Genomic DNA, 17,048 nt, shown 5'->3' on the forward strand with positions numbered 1-17,048 from the left:
CTTGATACTGGGTCTCCCTCGGTACTGGTCTGTCGTCCGATTCCTCAGAGGGCCCCGGCGATCTTCGATCGGAGTTCGTCGACGCCGTCTGCGCCTTCGCCGGCAATTTTCGGTGAGAGGACGTCCGTGAAGACCTCCTCGAGCACCCCGTCGTCGAACACGTCGGCCTCGTCGCTCCCGCCGAACACCGCGAGTCCCTTCGCGGCCGTGATCGCCGCCCGCGTCCCGACGACCACGTCGAGATCCCCGCGCAGCGTTCGCGTCGCCTCGACGATCGTCTCGACGTCCTCGTCGGCGAGGTCCACGTGCGAGCGAACGATTTTGCGCTCGGTCTCGGCGTCGTAGTAGTCGACGTGGACGCCGACGAATCGGTCCAGCAGCGCGTCTTGCTGCCGGTGGACGCCCGCGTACTCGACGTCGTTCGACGTGAGGATCGCCCGGAACTCGGGGTGGACGTCGATCGAGCGATCCTCGCCACGCTTTCCCGGTCGCTCGAGGACGCCCTCCTCGAGGACCGATAGCAGGACGTTGTGCGCCGAGGGATCGCTGCGCGAGAACTCGTTGTAGACGAGCGTCGCGCCCTCTCGGACCGCCACGGAGAGGGGGTTGTCGACCCACCGCTCGCGGACGATTTCGGTCTGCTTGCTGACGCCGCTGACGAACCGGTCGTCTTCCCGGTAGCGCTCGCCGCCGGCGTGGTCGCCCACGAGCGCAGCAGTGTCGACCGACTCGTCGCCGTTGAGCCAGACGACGGGTCGGCCGCGTTCGGCCGCGGCGGAAAGCGCGAGCGCCGTCTTTCCACAGCCCGTGGGCCCGATCAGGTGGACCGGCTGGTCGGCCTCGAGCCAGCCCGTGATCCGGCCGCGCAGGGTGTCGACGGCGTCGGTCTCGACGAACGGTTCGGGTGCCACCTCGCCCGGATCGGCGAGCGCGGTGTCCCCGTTCGTCTCGCGGGCCTTCGAGGCCTTGCGCGCGAGGTCTTTCTTCGCTCTCCGGCCCTCCTTCGACGACCGATCGCTCCTGATCTTGCGACCTCGAACCTTGCGCTCGCGCGAGCTGTGGTCTGCCATTCGGGATTATGCAGATTGCGGCGACGATTCGGGTCGCTGTTCGACCTCGAGTTCTTCGAGTTCCTCGAGGTCGCCCTCTGCGGTGGCTTGCTCAATTTTTGCGATCTCCTCCGCGTAGTGCAGGAAGGTGTCGACCGAGGCGACGACGACACGCGCTTCGATCGTGAGCAACTCGATGCCGACGACGGACACTCGGGCCCAGATGTCGATGACGACACCCTTGTCGAGGATGCGATCCAGTACCTCCGCGAGGCTCGACGAGTCGGGCCGCCGTTGTGGTGATGCCATGCTATCTACTCCGTCGTTCCCGGTGGTCGACCAACTGGGCTGGCGCTGCGCGTGCAAGCCAGTTGCAGAGCAGCTCGTAGCCGATCGAAGCGTGACTCCGGCGAGCGTTGTGAACGGTCGACCTGTGCCGGCACCACAGTTACTCCGGACCCCGTCGACGCAGGGATATGACCGACGGTGACGATCGCGATCTCGAGGCGGCAGGACCGATGGCAACCCGGACGGCGGGTCTCGCGGCTGGACTGGGCGCAGTAATATTCTTTTCCGGGATCTTCTTCACCGGAACGGGGTATATCGTTCCGAACAACGTCGTCGCTGGCGTGTTGATCGGCGTGGCGGGGTCCTACGCGGCCGCTGTCCCGGGCGGGGGTCGACTCCCCGCGTTTCTCGCGCCGATCGTGGTCCTGCTGGTCGGGCTGTGGGTCGTCGCCTCGCCGTTCGTCTTCGACGTCAGCGGGCCACTACTGTGGGCGTCCGTCGTCCTCGGGGCGGTCGTGGCGGTCCTCGGTGCGGCGAGCGCCTACGGCGGCTGGCAGGTCTCCCAGACCACCGCCGCTGGCGCCTGAGTAGCCCTCGGTCACGGCTGTCGTCCGTGCGGTGAATACGTGGAAGTGACTGGCGAGAGGCTGCGGTTGCAAGCACCACGGTGAGGCGGCGCGTCCGTGAAGCACGTCCCGTTAGACCGTGATTCGAGTTCCGACCACAGTCACAGTCGCCGCTTTCGGGGACCGCGGTACCGGCACCCGACCGCTCCGGGCGCGACGACCTCGAGGCGACCCCGACCCGCCGGAGGTGTGCGTCCGATGACGAGCCGGTACGTCTACGGCCTCGTCGACGGCGAGCAGGTCGAGTTCGAGGCCGACGCCGTCCGCGGTGGCGACTACGTCTACACGATCTCGCATCGCCGCCTCGGGGCCATCGTCTCAGACGTCGAGACGACCGACCTCGAGGAGACCGACGACGACGCCACCCGCCACGACGAGGTCCTCCGGGAGGTGATGGATCGCGACGGCGGCCGGTCGGTCGTCCCGATGCAGTTCGGGATGGCTTTCGAGAGCGACCGGACCCTGAAGAACGTCCTCCGCGGGGCCAGACCCGCGTTCCGTCGCGCCCTGAACGACGTCGAGGGACGGATCGAACTCGGCCTGAAAGTGGTCCGGGACGAAGACGACGACGTCGACGCCGAGCCGATCGAGGAATCCGTCGCCGAGACGCTCGAGCCGATCGCCGCCCAGTCGGTCCCAAACGACATGTTCAGCGACCGGCTGGTGCTCAACCGGTCGTACCTCGTCGACCGCGACGACCGGGAAGAGTTCGACGAAGCCGTCGCCGAACTCGAGGATCGCCACGACGACCTCACGTTCCAGTACTCGGGGCCGTTCGCACCGTACAGCTTCGTCGACGTCGAAATCGGGGTGCAGTGACGATGCTGGTCCTCGACGACCTGCTCTTTCGTCCCTTCGTCGGCATCGTCGACGCGCTCCACTCGATGGCCCTCGAGGAGTTGTACGACATCGAGGAGATTCAGAACGACCTGAAGGAGAACCAGTTGCTGTACGAACTCGGCGAGCGATCCGAGTCGGAGTACCGCGCACGAAAGGAGGAACTCGAGGCCGACCTCGAACTCGCCAGAGACGTCCACGAGCAACTCACGAGCGGCCGCGTCGAGGTGAAACGATGAGTGACGTCCCCACCGACGACGATCGAGACCCAGATCGCGACCGTGACGCAGACGACCAGTTCGACACCGACTGGCTCTCGAGCCTCCGGGCCGTACTCGAGGCCCTCGAGAACGGCCCCTTAGCCACGCGGGGGAGCCGCGACAGCCCGGACGGCCGACGGTCGCTCGAGTTCGGCATCTCGATCGGCTCCATCGAGGACGCACTGTCCGACGTGGGCGTCGACGAGCGCCGCGGCCCCGGGCGCACCCCGGCAGGACCCGGCGGCGGCGGTCCCCGGGACAGCACGGACTCTCGTCGCCGATCCACCAGCCGTGGCGTCGATCGTGACGACGACTACGCGGTGACGACCCGGGAGAGCGACGACGAACTGTACGTCGTGGCCGACCTCGTGGGAGTCGACCCCGAAGACGTCACCGTCGGCTTCGACGACTCGCGGCTGGTCGTCGCCGTCGCGGGCGCGGAAGTCGAGCGCGTGGCCATCCCGTGGGAGAGTCGCGATGCGACGGCGTCGTTCAAAAACGGCGTCCTGACCGTCCGCATCGACCGACAGCAGGGGGACGACCGATGAGCGACGAGACCACTGTCCCGGACGCCGACCTGGACGAGGACACCCTCGACGACCTGCTCGAGGAGGCCGAAACCAGCCTCTCGAATCTCGAGGATCGACTCGGAGACGAGTCCGACATCGCCGATTCCCTCGACGACGACCTCGTCGACTCCACGCTCGGCGACGTCGAGACCATCGCTCGCGTCGCCAGCGCAGCCATCGACCTGCTCGAGACCGTCGACCTGTCGGATCTCCCGGAGGCCGTCGACGAAGACGAACTCCTGGAGGGGATCGAGACCGGCGAGATCCCCGCTGCGCTGGTGGACGAGGAGACGGACGTCGGCGACGCCGTCGAGTTCCAGCAACTGTTCCGGGCGATCGACCTCCTCGCTGCCTTCGACGCGACGGACCTCGCCACCCTCTGGGGGGAAGCCGACGAACTCGAGGACGCCGTCGGCACCCTCGCCGAAGAGGGCGACGAGGACGACGCCGGGCTGCTCGAGGAGACCGCGTCGGCGGTCTCGGACGGCGACGAGCCACTTCTCGGCGATGACGAGGGCGAAGAGGACAGCCTCCTCGAGACGGACCTCGATCTCGGTGCCAGGGAGGCGAAGGAGGCCCTCGGCGCACCCGATCCGACGACCGATCCCGAGGCCTACCAGGTGTTCATCCAGCAGCAGGCGATGGAGGCGATCGATGCCGTCAGGTGGGCGCTGCTCGAGGCCCACGAGAAGTTCGAGCGGCTGGTCGAGTACAACCGCGAGCGGACGCGGCGGCGGGACAGGAGTTCGACGTCCCGAAATCCGACGGCGGCGTCGACGATGCCGACCCATCGATCGGCCGCTGGGACCGTCGACAACTACTCGACGGTTCCACAGGACGTCAGGCTCTCGACGGCCCCGAGCCGGAAGCGCATCTACGGCGATCGGTTCGCGCGCGAACGGGAGCGACGACGCGAGGAAAACGAGGAACGCGAGGCGGACGCGGAAGAGACCACCCGGGACCCGATGTGAACCGACCCAGTCGACTGCCCTGCTGTCACAACCAGTCATGACCGATCCACCACACACGAACGCGGACGCGCGAGGCGTCTCGAACCGGACGAAGACAACGACCCGGCCGGCCGCCGGAGGTGATTCCCGTGGTCGATGACTTCCAGCCCAGCCGCCAGAAGACCGACCTCGCGGAGGTCGTCGAGATGCTGCTGGACAAAGGCATCGTCATCAACGCCGACATCGCCGTCTCGATCGGTGACACCCAGCTCCTCGGCGTCCAGCTCCGGGCCGCCATCGCCTCCTTCGAAACCGCCGCCAGGTACGGCCTCGAGTTCCCGGAGGGGACGGACATGCGCCGGGTTGCAGAGGCCGTCGGCGAGCCCGAACTCGCCGAGATGGACCGCCCGAATCCGGCGATCGATCCGACGCGATCGGTCAACGTCTCGTCGGCTGAAGACGAGGAACCAGTCGACGCGCCCGGGAACGAGGCCGGCGGAACCGGCGAGACCGCGTCCGCGGACGATGGCGACGGGGAAAAGCAAGACGAGCAGGAGGGGCCGATTCGGATTCCCGAGCGCAGCGCAGACCGGGTAGGACGGCGCCCCTCGCCACGTAAACCGGTAAGCGGATCTGTGAATCCGATCGGCGACGATGGGGACCAGGCCGGAGATGTGGGCGCGGACGGGGACGAGGACGGGATCGAGGAGGACGTTCGAAACGCGCTCGAGGACGACGAGGAGGTGAACGGATGACGACGATCGACGTCGGCGACGGCGACGACGCCCGCCAGGGGCTGCTCACGCTCGTCGTCACGGTCGTCGAGATCCTGCTCGATGCGCTCGAGCGCGAGGCGATCCGTCGTATGGAGTCGGGGAACCTCGCCGACGAGGAGATCGAGCGGCTGGGAAGCCAGCTCGCGACGATCGAAGCCGAGATCGAGCAGCTCAAGCGAGACGAGGGGATCGAAGACGGCGTCGACGATCTTCGCGGAGACCTCGACGGGCTGGTCGAGGACGCCATCGAACAGCTCAGTGGCGAGGCGAGGCCGACGAATCGGCCGGGTTATTCGGTGTTCGGAGGTGAGGACCGATGAGTCGTGACGCGACTGACGACCTCGACGCACGGTCGACGACCGATCCCGAGGTGGACGCCCAGCCGAGCGACGGTAGCGACTCGGGTGCCGACACCCAGTCGGACGATATCACCGATCCGAGGGCCGACGACTACCCCGAGATCGAGGACGGCCGGTACCTCTACTGCCTCGTCAAGGTCGACGACCCTGAGACGGGCGACGGCCAGCTACTCGAGGTGACCGGCATCGACGGCGAATCGCTGTCCGTCGTGACCGAGGCTGGCATCGGGGCAGTCGTCCACGAGTGCGATTCGCTGTACGACTCGGCCGACCTCGCCCAGATTCGACGCTGGCTGGTTCGCCACCAGACCGTCGTCGACGCGGCCGGTGAAGCCTTCGGGACGCCGATTCCGTTCCAGTTCGACACTGTCTTCCGGGGCGGCGATGATCGACTCGAGGGGTGGCTCCGTGAGGAGCGTTCGACCCTCGAGCAGGCGCTCGACGGGCTCGCCGGTCACTGGGAGTACCGAATCGAGGTCGTCGACGCCGACCCGGTCGACGACGAGACGCTGATCGAACGGGACGAACGGCTCCAGGAGCTCCAGGCCAAGATCGACGAGGCCGGCGAGGGGACCGCGTTCCTCCTCGAGAAACGGCGCGACCAGCGCCTCGAGGAGGTCCGGGCGGCCCGCCGCGAGTCGATCGCCGGGGACCTCGAGGCGCGGCTCTCGGCGGTCGCACGCGAGGTCCACGCACTCGAGCGGTCACCGTCGGTGTCGCTCGACGACGAGTCGGGCGAGAGAGCGGGCGACGAGGGTGGGGGTAACGGCGATGCAACCGGAGAGACCTGCTGTCGGTTCACCGTTCTGGCCCACGAAACGGACGAATCGGCGGTCGGAGCCGTCCTCGACGAGTTCGCCGCGATGGACGGCCTCGAGATCAGGTTCACCGGACCGTGGCCGCCGTACACGTTCGCACCGGAACTCGGCGGTCCGGGCGAGGAACGTGAAAGTCCCGAGACCGGCCCCTCACACTCGAGGTGAGCACGCGTGCAACCACGGAAAGACGACGAGGCGCTCGTGGACGTCATCGACGTGCTGCTCAGAGACGGCGCGATCCTTCGGGCCGACGTGATCGTCTCGGTGGCCGACGTGCCACTTGTCGGGATCAAACTGACCGCGGCGATCGCCGGGATGAAGACGATGACCGAGTACGGCCTCTTCGAAGAGTGGGACGTCGAACAGCGTCGATCCGCAATCACCCGTCGGCGGTAGGTCGGCGGGTGGTGACTTTCGAGTTCGAGAACAGCCCGTGGCTCGAGGTGAGATCGAATCGGTGCCGAGCGCGATTCGAGTGGACCGTGAGAGGAATCGGTACGGTCCTGGTACAGGAATCGGGGCGCTGGGCGTGGACTGGTGTTCAGGCGAACTTCGGTCGCTCCTTGGTGAGCGTGACGTCACCGGTGACGGTCTCTTCGTCTCGGTCCTCGTCGTAGACGTACTGGCCGGTCGAACCACAGAGGGTACACTCGTACGTCTCGGTTATCTCGTTGATCATCTCTCCGTCTTCGAAGTAGACGCGACTCTGCGTGATCTGCAGAAACTGCGGCGTATCGCAGTTGGCGCAGGTGATCATACCCGACCGATAGTCGCTACCCGTTGTAGTTATCCGGCTTGTACTCGAAAGTGCGTACAGAATACGGCCGAATTACCGCCCGAAAAGGGGGTTCCACACGACGAGCCATCGACCGCCTGTACCGGCGAATCGCGCCACTGCGTAACCGGTAAGGGGTCCATACTCACGGCGTCTGGCAGGTACCAGTTTTCGCTCAGGCAGTCGACTCGCCGAGTGTCTGTCTCGCCGCTCCCGTCGATCTCACACCGATCGGTAACCTCGCCCTCGTGGTGTCGCAGTCGGTCACAGCGCGACCCGTCACAACCCCCGGGCTGATCGCTATCGCGTCGGGCAGAGAAACCGGTGCGGTATAGCCTGTCCGTGTCCGATTCCCTCGAACAGTGATCGAACCGGGCAGGCCGACCGCCGTCGTAACCGGTACCTTCTCGACGATTGTGATGCCTATCGATTTCCAATAGCACCCATTACAAAGCAGGAGATCCCCATCGATACCACTGCGGGGACCGACACCCCGCCGGATGTGGACGCGGTACGTTCACCGTTGCTGACGCTCGTCAGTTTCGGCCCGTGACGTGCTGACCGGCCGTTCACGCGTTCGTATCCAGACACCCTCGCTCGAGCGTGGCCTCGAAAGCGACTCGAGCGTGCTCATGTCTCTCAGCCGGGGCGGGTTCCCGCCCCCGCCCTGGTATCGAGATTCGAAGAGAAGCGGCGTCTCCGAACGGTCTAGAATTCGGTGATGACCGGAATACCGATCGTCTCGTAACTGTCCATCGAGGCCAGCGTCTCCGGTGCTTCCTCGAGCGAGAGTTCCTCGCCGAGGACCTCGCTCGGTTCGAGGGTCCCCTGTGCGATCAGGTTGAACAGCTCCTCGTAGCGCACGAGCGGCATCCCGAAGGAGCCGTGGAAGTCCAGTTCCTGCATCGTCATGACGTCGACGGGCAGGTCGATCTGACCCTGTTCCTCGCCGGTCGTCAGCCCGACCTGGACGTGCGTTCCGCGGGTTCCCAGACTGGAGACGGAGTTCCGGCAGGTCTCGGCGATTCCCAGCGCGTCGATGGAGACGTCGGCGCCGCCGCCAGCGATGGCCTTGACCTCCTGGGCCGTGTTCTCGACCTCGGTCGAGTTGACCGTCGCACGAGCCCCGAGTTCTTCGGCGCGCTCGAGTTTGTCGTCGCGGACGTCGACGGCGATGGGGTGGGCACCGAGGGCGCTGGCGATGTGGATCGCCGAGAGGCCGACACCGCCACAGCCGTGGACGGCGACCCAGTCGCCCGGCCGGAGGTCGGCTCTATCGGCCAGTGCGTGATAGGCGGTCATGAACCGGCAGCCGAGACCAGCCATCTCGGTGAACCCGACGTCTTCGGGGAGTTTTACGCAGTTGTAGTCCGCCTGGCGGACCGGGAACGCTTCGGCGAACGCCCCCGGTGCGACGCCGGAAAGACCGAGCGGGACGACCGTCTCACAGTTGTTCGCACGACCCTCACGGCAGTGTGGACAGGTTCCGTCGCCGAGGTGGAACGGCACCGCGACCCGGTCACCTTCCGAGAGCGTCTCGACGTCCTCGCCAACCTCGGCGACCACGCCCGCAGGCTCGTGTCCGAGGATTTGCCCTTCCGGAACTGCCGCCCCGACCCAGCTCCAGTCGCCCTGCCAGGCGTGCCAGTCGCTCCGGCAGACGCCGCAGGCTTCTGTCTCGACGATCACCTGATCCGGGGCCGGTTCCGGATAGTCGACGTCTTTTACGACGAGTGGTTCCCCGTGTTCCTCGAGTACAGCTGCTCGCATAGTTCAGGCGTTCTCGAAACGAACATAAAAATGTGCTAGATATAATTATCAACGATTATAAACCCTACCAGAGTTCTCTTTCGCTAACACGACGGTTCGAGCGAGCGGCCGGTACGCGGTGGGTCAGCAGTCGAGAACCGCAGACCGGAGGGCGATCAGGGGAAAACAGGCGAGTCGGGGTAGCCGATCGGTCAGTCTTCGTCTTCGTCGTCGACCTCTTCGAAGTCCGCGTCGACGAACTCCTCGTCGTCGCCTGCGGCGCCCTGTGGGCCGGGGTTCGGGCCAGCACCGGCGCCCATGTCACCCATGCCGCCCATGCCAGCACCAGCCCCACCAGCACCGGCGCCAGCGCCAGCCTCGGCGCCAGCGGCCTGCTGGTACATCTGCTTGCCGATCTCCTGCAGTTCGGTGCTCAGTTCCTGCGTCGCAGCCTCGATGTCCTCGGCGTCGGCGTCGCCGTCGTCGATCGTCGCCTCGAGGTCGTCGATCGCGGCCTCGATCGAGTCACGGAGGTCCTCGTCGACCTCCTCGTCGTTCTCCTCGAGGAGCGTCTCGGCGCGCTGAATCGTCGCCTCGGCCGTGTTCCGGGCTTCGATGCGTTCGCGGCGCTTCTGGTCTTCCTCGGCGTGTTCTTCTGCTTCCTGTTGCATCTGCTCGATCTCGGCGTCGGAGAGGCCGGCGCCGCCCTCGATGGTGATCTCTTCGGACTCGCCGGTGCCCTTGTCCTCCGCGCTGACGTTGACGATGCCGTTCTCGTCGATCGAGAAGGTAACCTCGATCTGTGGGGTGCCGGCGGGCGCTGGCGGAATGCCGGTCAGGTGGAACTCCCCAAGCAACTCGTTTTCCTCTGCGATCTCGCGTTCACCCTGGAAGACGCGTACCTGCACGGAGGTCTGGTTGTCAACCGCGGTCGTGAAGATCTTCCCTTCCTCGGTCGGAATCGTCGTGTTCTTCTCGATCAGTCGCTCGAAGAGACCGCCTTTGACCTCGATACCGAGGCTGAGCGGCGTGACGTCGAGCAGGACGATGTCGTCGACCTCGCCGGAGAGCACGCCACCCTGAATCGCCGCGCCGAGTGCGACGGCCTCGTCCGGGTTGACGTTCTTCTGGGGTTCCTGCCCTGTCAGTTCCTCGACCTTCTGCGCGACCTGTGGCATCCGGGTCGAGCCACCGACCAGCAGCACCTCGTCGATGTCGTCTTTGGAGTAGCCGGCGTCCTCGAGCGCCTGCTCGGTCGGCTCGACGGTGCGGTCGATGAGATCGCTGGTCAGGGACTCGAACTTCGCGCGGGTAAGCGACTCTTCGAGGTGGATCGGGCCATCGTCGGTCGCGGTGATGAACGGGAGGTTGATCTCGGTCTCCTTGCGCGAGGAGAGTTCGATCTTGGCTTCCTCGGCAGCGTCTTTGAGTCGCTGGAGGGCCTGTCGGTCTTCGCGGAGGTCGATGCCGTGTTCGGCCTCGAACTCGTCGGCGAGCCAGTCGATGATCGCGTGGTCCCAGTCGTCACCACCGAGGTCGTTGTCACCGTTGGTCGCGACGACCTCGTAGACGCCGCCGCCGAGGTCGAGGATAGAGACGTCGAACGTTCCGCCGCCGAGGTCGTAGACGAGCACCGTCTGATCTGCGTCGTCGTCGAGGCCGTAAGCCATCGACGCGGCCGTCGGTTCGTTGATGATGCGCTCGACGGTGAAGCCGGCGATCTCACCGGCATCTTTGGTCGCCTGGCGCTGTCGGTCCGAGAAGTATGCAGGCACCGTAATGACCGCGCGCTCTACCTCTTCGCCGAGGTAGTCTTCGGCGTCGCGTTTGATCTTCTGGAGGGTCATCGCCGAGATTTCCTCGGGCGTGTACTCCTCGTCGTCTACCTCGACCGTGTACCCGTCCTCGCCGATGTGGCGCTTGATCGAGGCGATCGTCCGCTCGGGATTCTGGATCGCCTGATTCTTCGCCGGTTTTCCGACCAGCCGTTCGTCGTCGTCGGTGAACGCGACGACCGAAGGCGTCGTCCGGTCGCCCTCGGCGTTCACGATGATCTCCGGATCACCGCCTTCCATCACTGCGAACGCACTGTTCGTCGTTCCCAGGTCGATACCGAGAATCTTGTTACTCGCCATTACGCGTCCGTTGTGCGCACTTTGTTTTAAACGTTACTAGCCCGCTCGAGGGGCCGAATTAAACGTCGCGACCGTTCTCGAGAGCCGTCCTGGACCCGGTGTTTCTGAAACCTCCGCCGTAGTATCTCGTCGCGAGACCGAAGCGGCCGAACCCGGCCGGCTGATCACCGATCAAACGGGGGCGACCGCTCGGAGGTGAGTGAATCCAGAACAATCGCTACTCGTCGCTGGCCTCAGGTGATTCGAACGCAGCCGGTCAGTCGGCCGCGTCGTCGGCTGACTCGTCGCCCTCGGCAGTGGGGTTGGAAGCGTCGACCGACTCGCTGTCGTCTTCGATCTCGTCGTTCCCAGCGGAACCTGCCCCGGCCGCTGCCTCGGCGTCGTCTTCCGATCCGGTGTCGTCGCCGGAAACTGCGGTCTCTGAATCCTGAACCGCTTCGTCTACGGACTCGTCGGCTTCGCTGTCGTCGCCCGCCTCTTCCGCACTCGCCTTGTCGACGAGTTCGCCGTTCGAGACCGTTACCTGTGCGGTCTGGATGACCTTCTCGCCCATCTCGTAGCCCGGCGTATAGACGTCGGCGATCGTTCCCTCGGGCTGGTCGCTGTCGATCCGCATCATCACCTCGTGGCGTTGCGGGTCGACCTCGCTTCCCGGTTCGGGGTCGATCTCGGCGACGTTCTCGTCTTCGAGCACGCGGTCGAACTCCCGGAGAGTCATCTCGACGCCCTCGCGCAGCGCCTCGACGTCGTCGCTCTCCTCACCGAGGGCGCGTTTCAGGTTGTCCCTGACGCCGAGCAACCGCTCGACGAGGTCCTCGGTCGCGCGATCTTTGATCTGCTCCTGACGTTTCTTGGCTCGCTTCTTGTAGTTCTGGAAGTCCGCCTGCTTGCGCTTGAGCCGGGCTTTCAGGTCCTCGATCTCCTCGTCACGTCCTTCGAGTGCAGCCTCCCGTTGCTCGAGAGTCGACTGGAGGTCGGCGACCGTCTCGGCCTGGGCTTCGACGCGTTCGGCCAGGTCCTCGAGTTCTGCTTGCTGGTGGTCGACGGTGCCGGCGAGTTCGCGCGCCTGCTCGACGATGGCCGCGACCTGGGCGGCGAGGTCGTCGTCGTGCTCGCCGATGCGCTCGAGCAGGTCCTCGACGTCGGCGCTCGTCTCGGGACCGGCGTCCGTTCCGGACGACACTGGGTCGTCGGCGTCCGCCGATGCCGACTCGGACGGAGAACTGGGGCCAGCGGACGCATCGGCTCCCGATCGCGCCGCCTCGTCGGCACCACTGCTGGCATCGTCGTCAGTGGGAGCCGCCGAACTGGCGACGTTCTCGTCGGCCACGTCCGCTTCACCTCGCGCCTCGCCCGGCTGGTCGTCAGCCTCGTCTGCGGACGGGACACCCTGGGCGGTAGGGGTCGTGCCCTCGTCTTCGCTCATAGTCGGCCCAAAGCACAGCGATACTAAAAGGGTTGAGGTCACGCACGCAGCCACCATCGTCGCACCGTCGGCCGATACCTGATCCTCGAGCGGAGATCTCGAGCGGAAAACCACCGGACTGCGCAGCATCGACGGCACGGTGAGGGAAAGACAACTCGAAGAAACGTGCTGGGTGATAACACATAGACTAATGTAGTCGAACCTGAAGCAGACGTTCATGGCACTCGAAAAACCCGATCTGTCCGGGAGTACAGCATTCATCACGGGGACGACGCGAGGAATCGGCAAGGCGATCGCACTCGCCCTCGCCGAGCAGGGCTGTAACGTCGTTTCGACGGGCAAGACAAGTGAGAACGACGATTACGGCGAAGAACGCGATCTCGAGGGGTCGATCGAAGAGACCGCCCGGGAGGTCGAAGCCCGCGGGGCAGAGGCCCTGCCGATCCAGCTCAATATCCGCGACGAAGACCAGGTCGAGGCGGCCGCAGAGCAGGCGATTGACCACTTCGGCGAGGTCAACATCGTGATCAACAACGCGAGTGCGATCCAGCTCATTCCGACCGAACAGCTGCCGCCCAACCGGTTCGACCTGATGACCGACGTCAACGTTCGCGGGACCTACCTCGTCTGCCGGGCGTTCGCCGACCACCTGAAGTCGATCGACCGTGACTCGTGGGTGCTCACGAACGCGCCGCCGATCGAGGTCGACCGGAGTCCCGGCAGTGGCCCCTACGCGTGGTCGAAACTCGGGATGACGTTCGTAACGCTCTCACTGGCCGGCGAACTCTCGGGTCACGACGTAGGCTGTAATGCCTTCTGGCCCGTCACAGCCATCGACACGCGCGCGACGCGCCACTTCGGCCTCGGCACCGAAGACGACTGGCGAACCCCCGAGATCGTCTCCGACACTGTCCTCGAGATCCTCAACCGTGATCCCGCCGAGTTCACTGGCAACGCACTTTACGACGAGGACCTGCTCAGGGACGCCGGCCTCGAGGACTTCGCCGAGTACAACCTGACGGAGGGCGATCCAGAACCGCTCTCGGCGATGATCTCGAATCCCGACTACTCGAGGCCCGACGAAGAGTAACTCGGAGCGGTCGGGCGCTGAGCCCGTTTCTGGGGAGCCGATCCACTATCGTGGGAAAGCTTATATCTCCTTCCCACATACGTTCACCACGTGAGTAAAACAGCCGAAGCTGACGACAGGGGCCGAATCGTCATCCCACACGAGATTAGAGAAAAACACGGCGATCGATATCGAGTCGTCGAACTTGACGACCGGATCGAACTAATTCCTCTCGCTGACGACCCGATCGAAGGTCTCCGCAACGCATTTGGTGACGCCTTCGACGATCGGTCGATCCCCGAGATTAAACGAGAAGCTCGCGAAGCCGCCCGAGATGCCGCGCTACGTGACTCGAGTGAGTCGGGGCGATGATTTACGCCGATACCGATTTTTTCATCGCGCTCGTCAAGGACGACGACTGGCTCCAGGAGCGAGCGGTATCGGTCGCTCGAGAGTACGAGGGCGAAATATACACCTCTCGTGCGACGTTGCTCGAATTGCTCGTTATATCTGATCGCTTCGCGTTTGACCGTTTGGAAGCGCTCAGTCTTTCCCTTCAGATCGCGTCGATTCAGGAGGACGAGGACGTGCTTTTTCAAGCTGCGGACTACATGGAACAAGACGGTCTCACGGCGTTCGATGCGTATCACCTCGCATACGCCGACGACGATCCAGTTGTGTCGTCCGACAACGCGTTTGACGAGGTCACTGATGATCGAATCGAACTGGAAAAAGACGACAGGTCCCAAGATGAGGGAATCTGATCGGTCTCTTCGACACTGACATCGTCGTCACTGCGATCCAGTCAGTATTTGTCGATTCGTTCCCCTGTTTCTGACGTGACCGACTCGAGTCCCGACGCCGAGCCGATCGCCCTCCGTTTCGAGGAGGGGACCGTCCGGATCGACGGACTCGAGGGCGACATCGCCCGTGAAATCGCTGATGGCGTCTCCGACCTCGAGGCCGACCACCGCACCGACGGCCACCGCGTCCCGGCCCACCGGTACGCTGCGGTCCGGCGCGGCCTCCTCGAGTCAGCCGCTGTTACGCCGACGAACCTCGACGATCGCGTCTGCTCGCTCGAGTCCGTCGGCGACCTCGAGTCGACCTACGAACTGCGTTCCTACCAGCAAGCGGCCCTCGATGCGTGGCTCGAGACGGACCACTGGGCAGCTTCGAGCGCTTCGGGAAGCCAACTGGAACTCGAGGCCGCGCCCGCGGGCGTCCTCGAGTTGCCTACCGGCAGCGGGAAGACCGTGATCGCGCTGAAGGCGATCGAACGACTCGCCGTGCCCACGCTCGTCGTGGTGCCGACGATCGACCTGCTCGAGCAGTGGATCAGTGAACTCGAGGCTGAATTCGATTGCCCCATCGGCCGGTTCGGCGGCGGCGAACAGCGACTCGAGGCGATCACCGTCTCGACGTACGACTCGGCCTACCTCAAGGCCGATTCCGTCGGCGACCGGTTCGGCCTCGTCGTCTTCGACGAGGTCCACCACCTCGGTGGCGAAGGCTACCGTGAAATCGCCCGCCTGCTCGCCGCACCCGCACGACTCGGCCTGACGGCCACGTTCGAACGCCCCGACGAGGCCCACGAGGTAATCGAGCAACTGGTCGGCCCGGTCGTCCACCGCTTAGCGCCCGAGGACCTCGCCGGCAACCACCTCGCACCCTACGACGTCAAACGACTCGAGGTGTCGCTCACCCCCGAGGAACGCGAGGAGTACGACCGCAACCAGGAGGTCTTCGCGAACTATCTCGCGAAATCGAACATCTCGATGCAGAGCGGAAGCGACTACCAGAAACTCGTCATGCGCTCGGGAAACGACCCCGAGGCACGGAAGGCGCTACTCGCACGCCAGCGCGCCCGCGAAATCACCTACGGCAGTGCGAACAAACTCGAGGCCCTCGAGTCGATCCTCGACGACCACCGCGACGAACGAACGATCGTCTTCACCGCACACAACGACCTCGCCTACGAGGTCAGCGAGCGCTTTCTGATCCCGACGATCACCCACCAGACGGGCGCTGGGGAACGCCGTGAGATCCTCGAGCGCTTCCGCGAGGCGACCTACACCCGGATCGCGACCTCGAACGTGCTCGACGAGGGCGTCGACGTTCCCGACGCCTCGGTCGCGGTCGTCCTCTCGGGTAGCGGGAGCGAACGCGAGTTCACCCAGCGACTGGGGCGGATCCTCCGGCCGAACGACGACGACTCGCGGGCGATCCTCTACGAGGTCGTCGCGGCGGAAACGGGCGAAGAACGCGTCTCGAGTCGGCGACGGAACGGTGGCCGATGACCAGAGTCGACGTCGAACTGCCGACCACCGAGATCGTCACGGAGCACTCACTGGCGCGCAGTGACGCCGTCACAGGCAACCGTCTCCGTCAACAGTCGGCGACGAGTTGGTGACCTATGGAGGTCCTCGTCAGGTTACTCGGCTTGCTCGTCGTGCTCCTCGCGGGGACTGGGCTGCGCGTGACGGGGATCCTCGGCGCGAGCCGAACCGCGACGCTGAACGCCGTCGCCTACTACGTCGCGCTCCCGGCGCTCATCTTCGTCTCCACGTACGACCAGAACGTCGGCGAGTTGCTCTCGGTCGCGCTGGTCGGCGGCCTCCTCGCCGTCCTGTTTACGACCGCAGGGGTCGCCTGGCTCGTCCACCGATTACAGGGATCGAGTAACGGCCGCCAGAGCGTCGCGATCGTCCAGTCGTACCACTCGAACCTCGGCTATCTGGGGCTCCCGCTGGTGGCGGCCACCTTCGGCGCGCAGGTGACAGCCGTTGCCAGCGTGATCCTCGGAATCGTCTCGCTGGTCCAGGTGCCGATGACGGTCGTTATCCTCTCGACGTTCAACAGCGCCGACGCGGCGCTGGCAGACGAACTCCGGGGGCTGGCGCGCAACCCAGTCCTCGTCTCGCTGGTCGCCGGCCTCGCGGTCGGCTCGAGCGGGCTCCTCGTCCCCGGCTCCGTCGCGTTCGGGCTGGATATCGTCGGCTCGCTCGCGCTCCCCCTCGCACTGCTCTGTGTCGGCGCATCCTTGCGGGCAGACGTGCCGTCGATCGACTTCGGCGCGGTGGGGTCGGTCGTCGCGCTGAAGATCGTCTGCATGCCGGTCCTCGCGTGGGGGATCTTCTCCGCGCTGGCGGTCGACGCGGCGACGTTCGCGGCTGCAGTCGTCATGCTCGGCACCCCCACCGCGGTCTCGACGTACGTCTTCTCGGCCAAACTGGGCGGCGATCAGGAGTTCGCCTCGCTGAACGTCTTCGCGACGACGCTGGTCTCGATCGCGACGCTGTTCGTGTTGATCACGCTGGTGACCTGACACGGCGTGCGGCGATTCGATCGCGTCCGGACAT

Annotated in this window: 19 protein-coding genes and 1 pseudogene; 14 read left to right on the forward strand and 6 right to left on the reverse strand. The window is 65.4% G+C overall.

All coding sequences use genetic code 11. From position 1 onward, the window contains the following. Nucleotides 1-44: 44 nt before the first annotated feature. Nucleotides 45-1,070: a gas vesicle protein GvpN gene (gvpN, locus tag B1756_RS00850; RefSeq protein ID WP_086886823.1), complete on the reverse strand. Its 1,026-nt coding sequence runs from the start codon at nucleotides 1,068-1,070 to the stop codon at nucleotides 45-47. 6 nt (nucleotides 1,071-1,076) lie between these two features. Beyond that, on the reverse strand, nucleotides 1,077-1,358 hold the full coding sequence (gene gvpA, locus B1756_RS00855) for a gas vesicle protein GvpA (protein WP_086886824.1): 282 nt from the start codon (nucleotides 1,356-1,358) through the stop codon (nucleotides 1,077-1,079). A 167-nt stretch (nucleotides 1,359-1,525) separates the two neighbouring features. On the opposite strand from gvpA, the gene B1756_RS00860 reads away from it, so the two are divergent. The 9 genes and pseudogenes from B1756_RS00860 to gvpM form a co-directional block, all read left to right on the forward strand. Beyond that, complete coding sequence (locus tag B1756_RS00860) at nucleotides 1,526-1,924, forward strand: SPW repeat domain-containing protein (protein ID WP_086886825.1); 399 nt, start codon at nucleotides 1,526-1,528, stop codon at nucleotides 1,922-1,924. Nucleotides 1,925-2,161: 237 nt separating this feature from the next. After that, complete coding sequence (locus B1756_RS00865) at nucleotides 2,162-2,782, forward strand: GvpL/GvpF family gas vesicle protein (protein WP_086886826.1); 621 nt, start codon at nucleotides 2,162-2,164, stop codon at nucleotides 2,780-2,782. Between the two features lie 2 nt (nucleotides 2,783-2,784). Further along, on the forward strand, nucleotides 2,785-3,039 hold the full coding sequence (gvpF, locus tag B1756_RS00870) for a gas vesicle protein GvpF (protein WP_086886827.1): 255 nt from the start codon (nucleotides 2,785-2,787) through the stop codon (nucleotides 3,037-3,039). Then, complete coding sequence (locus B1756_RS00875) at nucleotides 3,036-3,608, forward strand: Hsp20/alpha crystallin family protein (protein WP_086886828.1); 573 nt, start codon at nucleotides 3,036-3,038, stop codon at nucleotides 3,606-3,608. The genes gvpF and B1756_RS00875 overlap by 4 nt, the downstream gene beginning before the upstream one ends. Next, nucleotides 3,605-4,600 (forward strand): hypothetical protein, encoded by a 996-nt coding sequence (locus B1756_RS00880; RefSeq protein WP_086886829.1) that lies wholly within the window; start codon nucleotides 3,605-3,607, stop codon nucleotides 4,598-4,600. Before B1756_RS00875 ends, B1756_RS00880 begins: the two co-directional genes overlap by 4 nt. A 128-nt stretch (nucleotides 4,601-4,728) precedes the next feature. Further along, nucleotides 4,729-5,334 carry a gas vesicle protein GvpJ gene (gene gvpJ, locus B1756_RS00885; protein ID WP_228434429.1) on the forward strand — a complete coding sequence of 202 codons (606 nt, stop codon included), beginning with the start codon at nucleotides 4,729-4,731 and terminating at the stop codon, nucleotides 5,332-5,334. Then, nucleotides 5,331-5,675 carry a gas vesicle protein K gene (locus tag B1756_RS00890; RefSeq protein WP_086886831.1) on the forward strand — a complete coding sequence of 115 codons (345 nt, stop codon included), beginning with the start codon at nucleotides 5,331-5,333 and terminating at the stop codon, nucleotides 5,673-5,675. Before gvpJ ends, B1756_RS00890 begins: the two co-directional genes overlap by 4 nt. Next, nucleotides 5,672-6,697, forward strand: a complete 1,026-nt coding sequence (gene gvpL / locus B1756_RS00895) for a gas vesicle protein GvpL (protein ID WP_086886832.1) — start codon at nucleotides 5,672-5,674, stop codon at nucleotides 6,695-6,697. Before B1756_RS00890 ends, gvpL begins: the two co-directional genes overlap by 4 nt. Nucleotides 6,698-6,703: 6 nt before the next feature. Beyond that, nucleotides 6,704-6,925, forward strand: a pseudogene (gvpM, locus tag B1756_RS00900) (gas vesicle protein GvpM); the annotation flags it as partial. A 148-nt stretch (nucleotides 6,926-7,073) separates the two neighbouring features. On the opposite strand, the gene B1756_RS00905 reads toward gvpM, so the two are convergent. The 4 genes from B1756_RS00905 to B1756_RS00920 all read right to left on the reverse strand — a co-directional run bounded on the left by B1756_RS00905 (nucleotide 7,074) and on the right by B1756_RS00920 (nucleotide 12,617). Further along, nucleotides 7,074-7,289 (reverse strand): hypothetical protein, encoded by a 216-nt coding sequence (locus tag B1756_RS00905; RefSeq protein WP_086886834.1) that lies wholly within the window; start codon nucleotides 7,287-7,289, stop codon nucleotides 7,074-7,076. Between the two features lie 726 nt (nucleotides 7,290-8,015). Beyond that, nucleotides 8,016-9,077: a zinc-dependent alcohol dehydrogenase family protein gene (locus B1756_RS00910; RefSeq protein ID WP_086886835.1), complete on the reverse strand. Its 1,062-nt coding sequence runs from the start codon at nucleotides 9,075-9,077 to the stop codon at nucleotides 8,016-8,018. 191 nt (nucleotides 9,078-9,268) lie between these two features. Beyond that, entirely contained in the window at nucleotides 9,269-11,191 is a 1,923-nt protein-coding gene (gene dnaK, locus B1756_RS00915; RefSeq protein WP_086886836.1) for a molecular chaperone DnaK, read from the reverse strand. Nucleotides 11,192-11,447: 256 nt separating this feature from the next. Further along, nucleotides 11,448-12,617: a nucleotide exchange factor GrpE gene (locus tag B1756_RS00920; RefSeq protein ID WP_086886837.1), complete on the reverse strand. Its 1,170-nt coding sequence runs from the start codon at nucleotides 12,615-12,617 to the stop codon at nucleotides 11,448-11,450. A 217-nt stretch (nucleotides 12,618-12,834) separates the two neighbouring features. On the opposite strand from B1756_RS00920, the gene B1756_RS00925 reads away from it, so the two are divergent. From B1756_RS00925 to B1756_RS00945, 5 genes are all read left to right on the forward strand, one after another. Next, complete coding sequence (locus B1756_RS00925; protein ID WP_086886838.1) at nucleotides 12,835-13,707, forward strand: SDR family oxidoreductase; 873 nt, start codon at nucleotides 12,835-12,837, stop codon at nucleotides 13,705-13,707. Nucleotides 13,708-13,797: 90 nt separating this feature from the next. Further along, nucleotides 13,798-14,058, forward strand: a complete 261-nt coding sequence (locus B1756_RS19765; RefSeq protein ID WP_086886839.1) for an AbrB/MazE/SpoVT family DNA-binding domain-containing protein — start codon at nucleotides 13,798-13,800, stop codon at nucleotides 14,056-14,058. After that, nucleotides 14,055-14,450, forward strand: a complete 396-nt coding sequence (locus B1756_RS00935) for a type II toxin-antitoxin system VapC family toxin (protein ID WP_086886840.1) — start codon at nucleotides 14,055-14,057, stop codon at nucleotides 14,448-14,450. The genes B1756_RS19765 and B1756_RS00935 overlap by 4 nt, the downstream gene beginning before the upstream one ends. Nucleotides 14,451-14,525: 75 nt before the next feature. Further along, entirely contained in the window at nucleotides 14,526-15,986 is a 1,461-nt protein-coding gene (locus tag B1756_RS00940) for a DEAD/DEAH box helicase family protein (protein WP_086886841.1), read from the forward strand. 116 nt (nucleotides 15,987-16,102) lie between these two features. Next, nucleotides 16,103-17,014 (forward strand): AEC family transporter, encoded by a 912-nt coding sequence (locus B1756_RS00945; protein ID WP_086886842.1) that lies wholly within the window; start codon nucleotides 16,103-16,105, stop codon nucleotides 17,012-17,014. Nucleotides 17,015-17,048: the final 34 nt, after the last annotated feature.

It is taken from the genome of Natrarchaeobaculum aegyptiacum (genome assembly GCF_002156705.1).
GTDB classification, from domain to species: Archaea; Halobacteriota; Halobacteria; order Halobacteriales; family Natrialbaceae; genus Natrarchaeobaculum; species Natrarchaeobaculum aegyptiacum.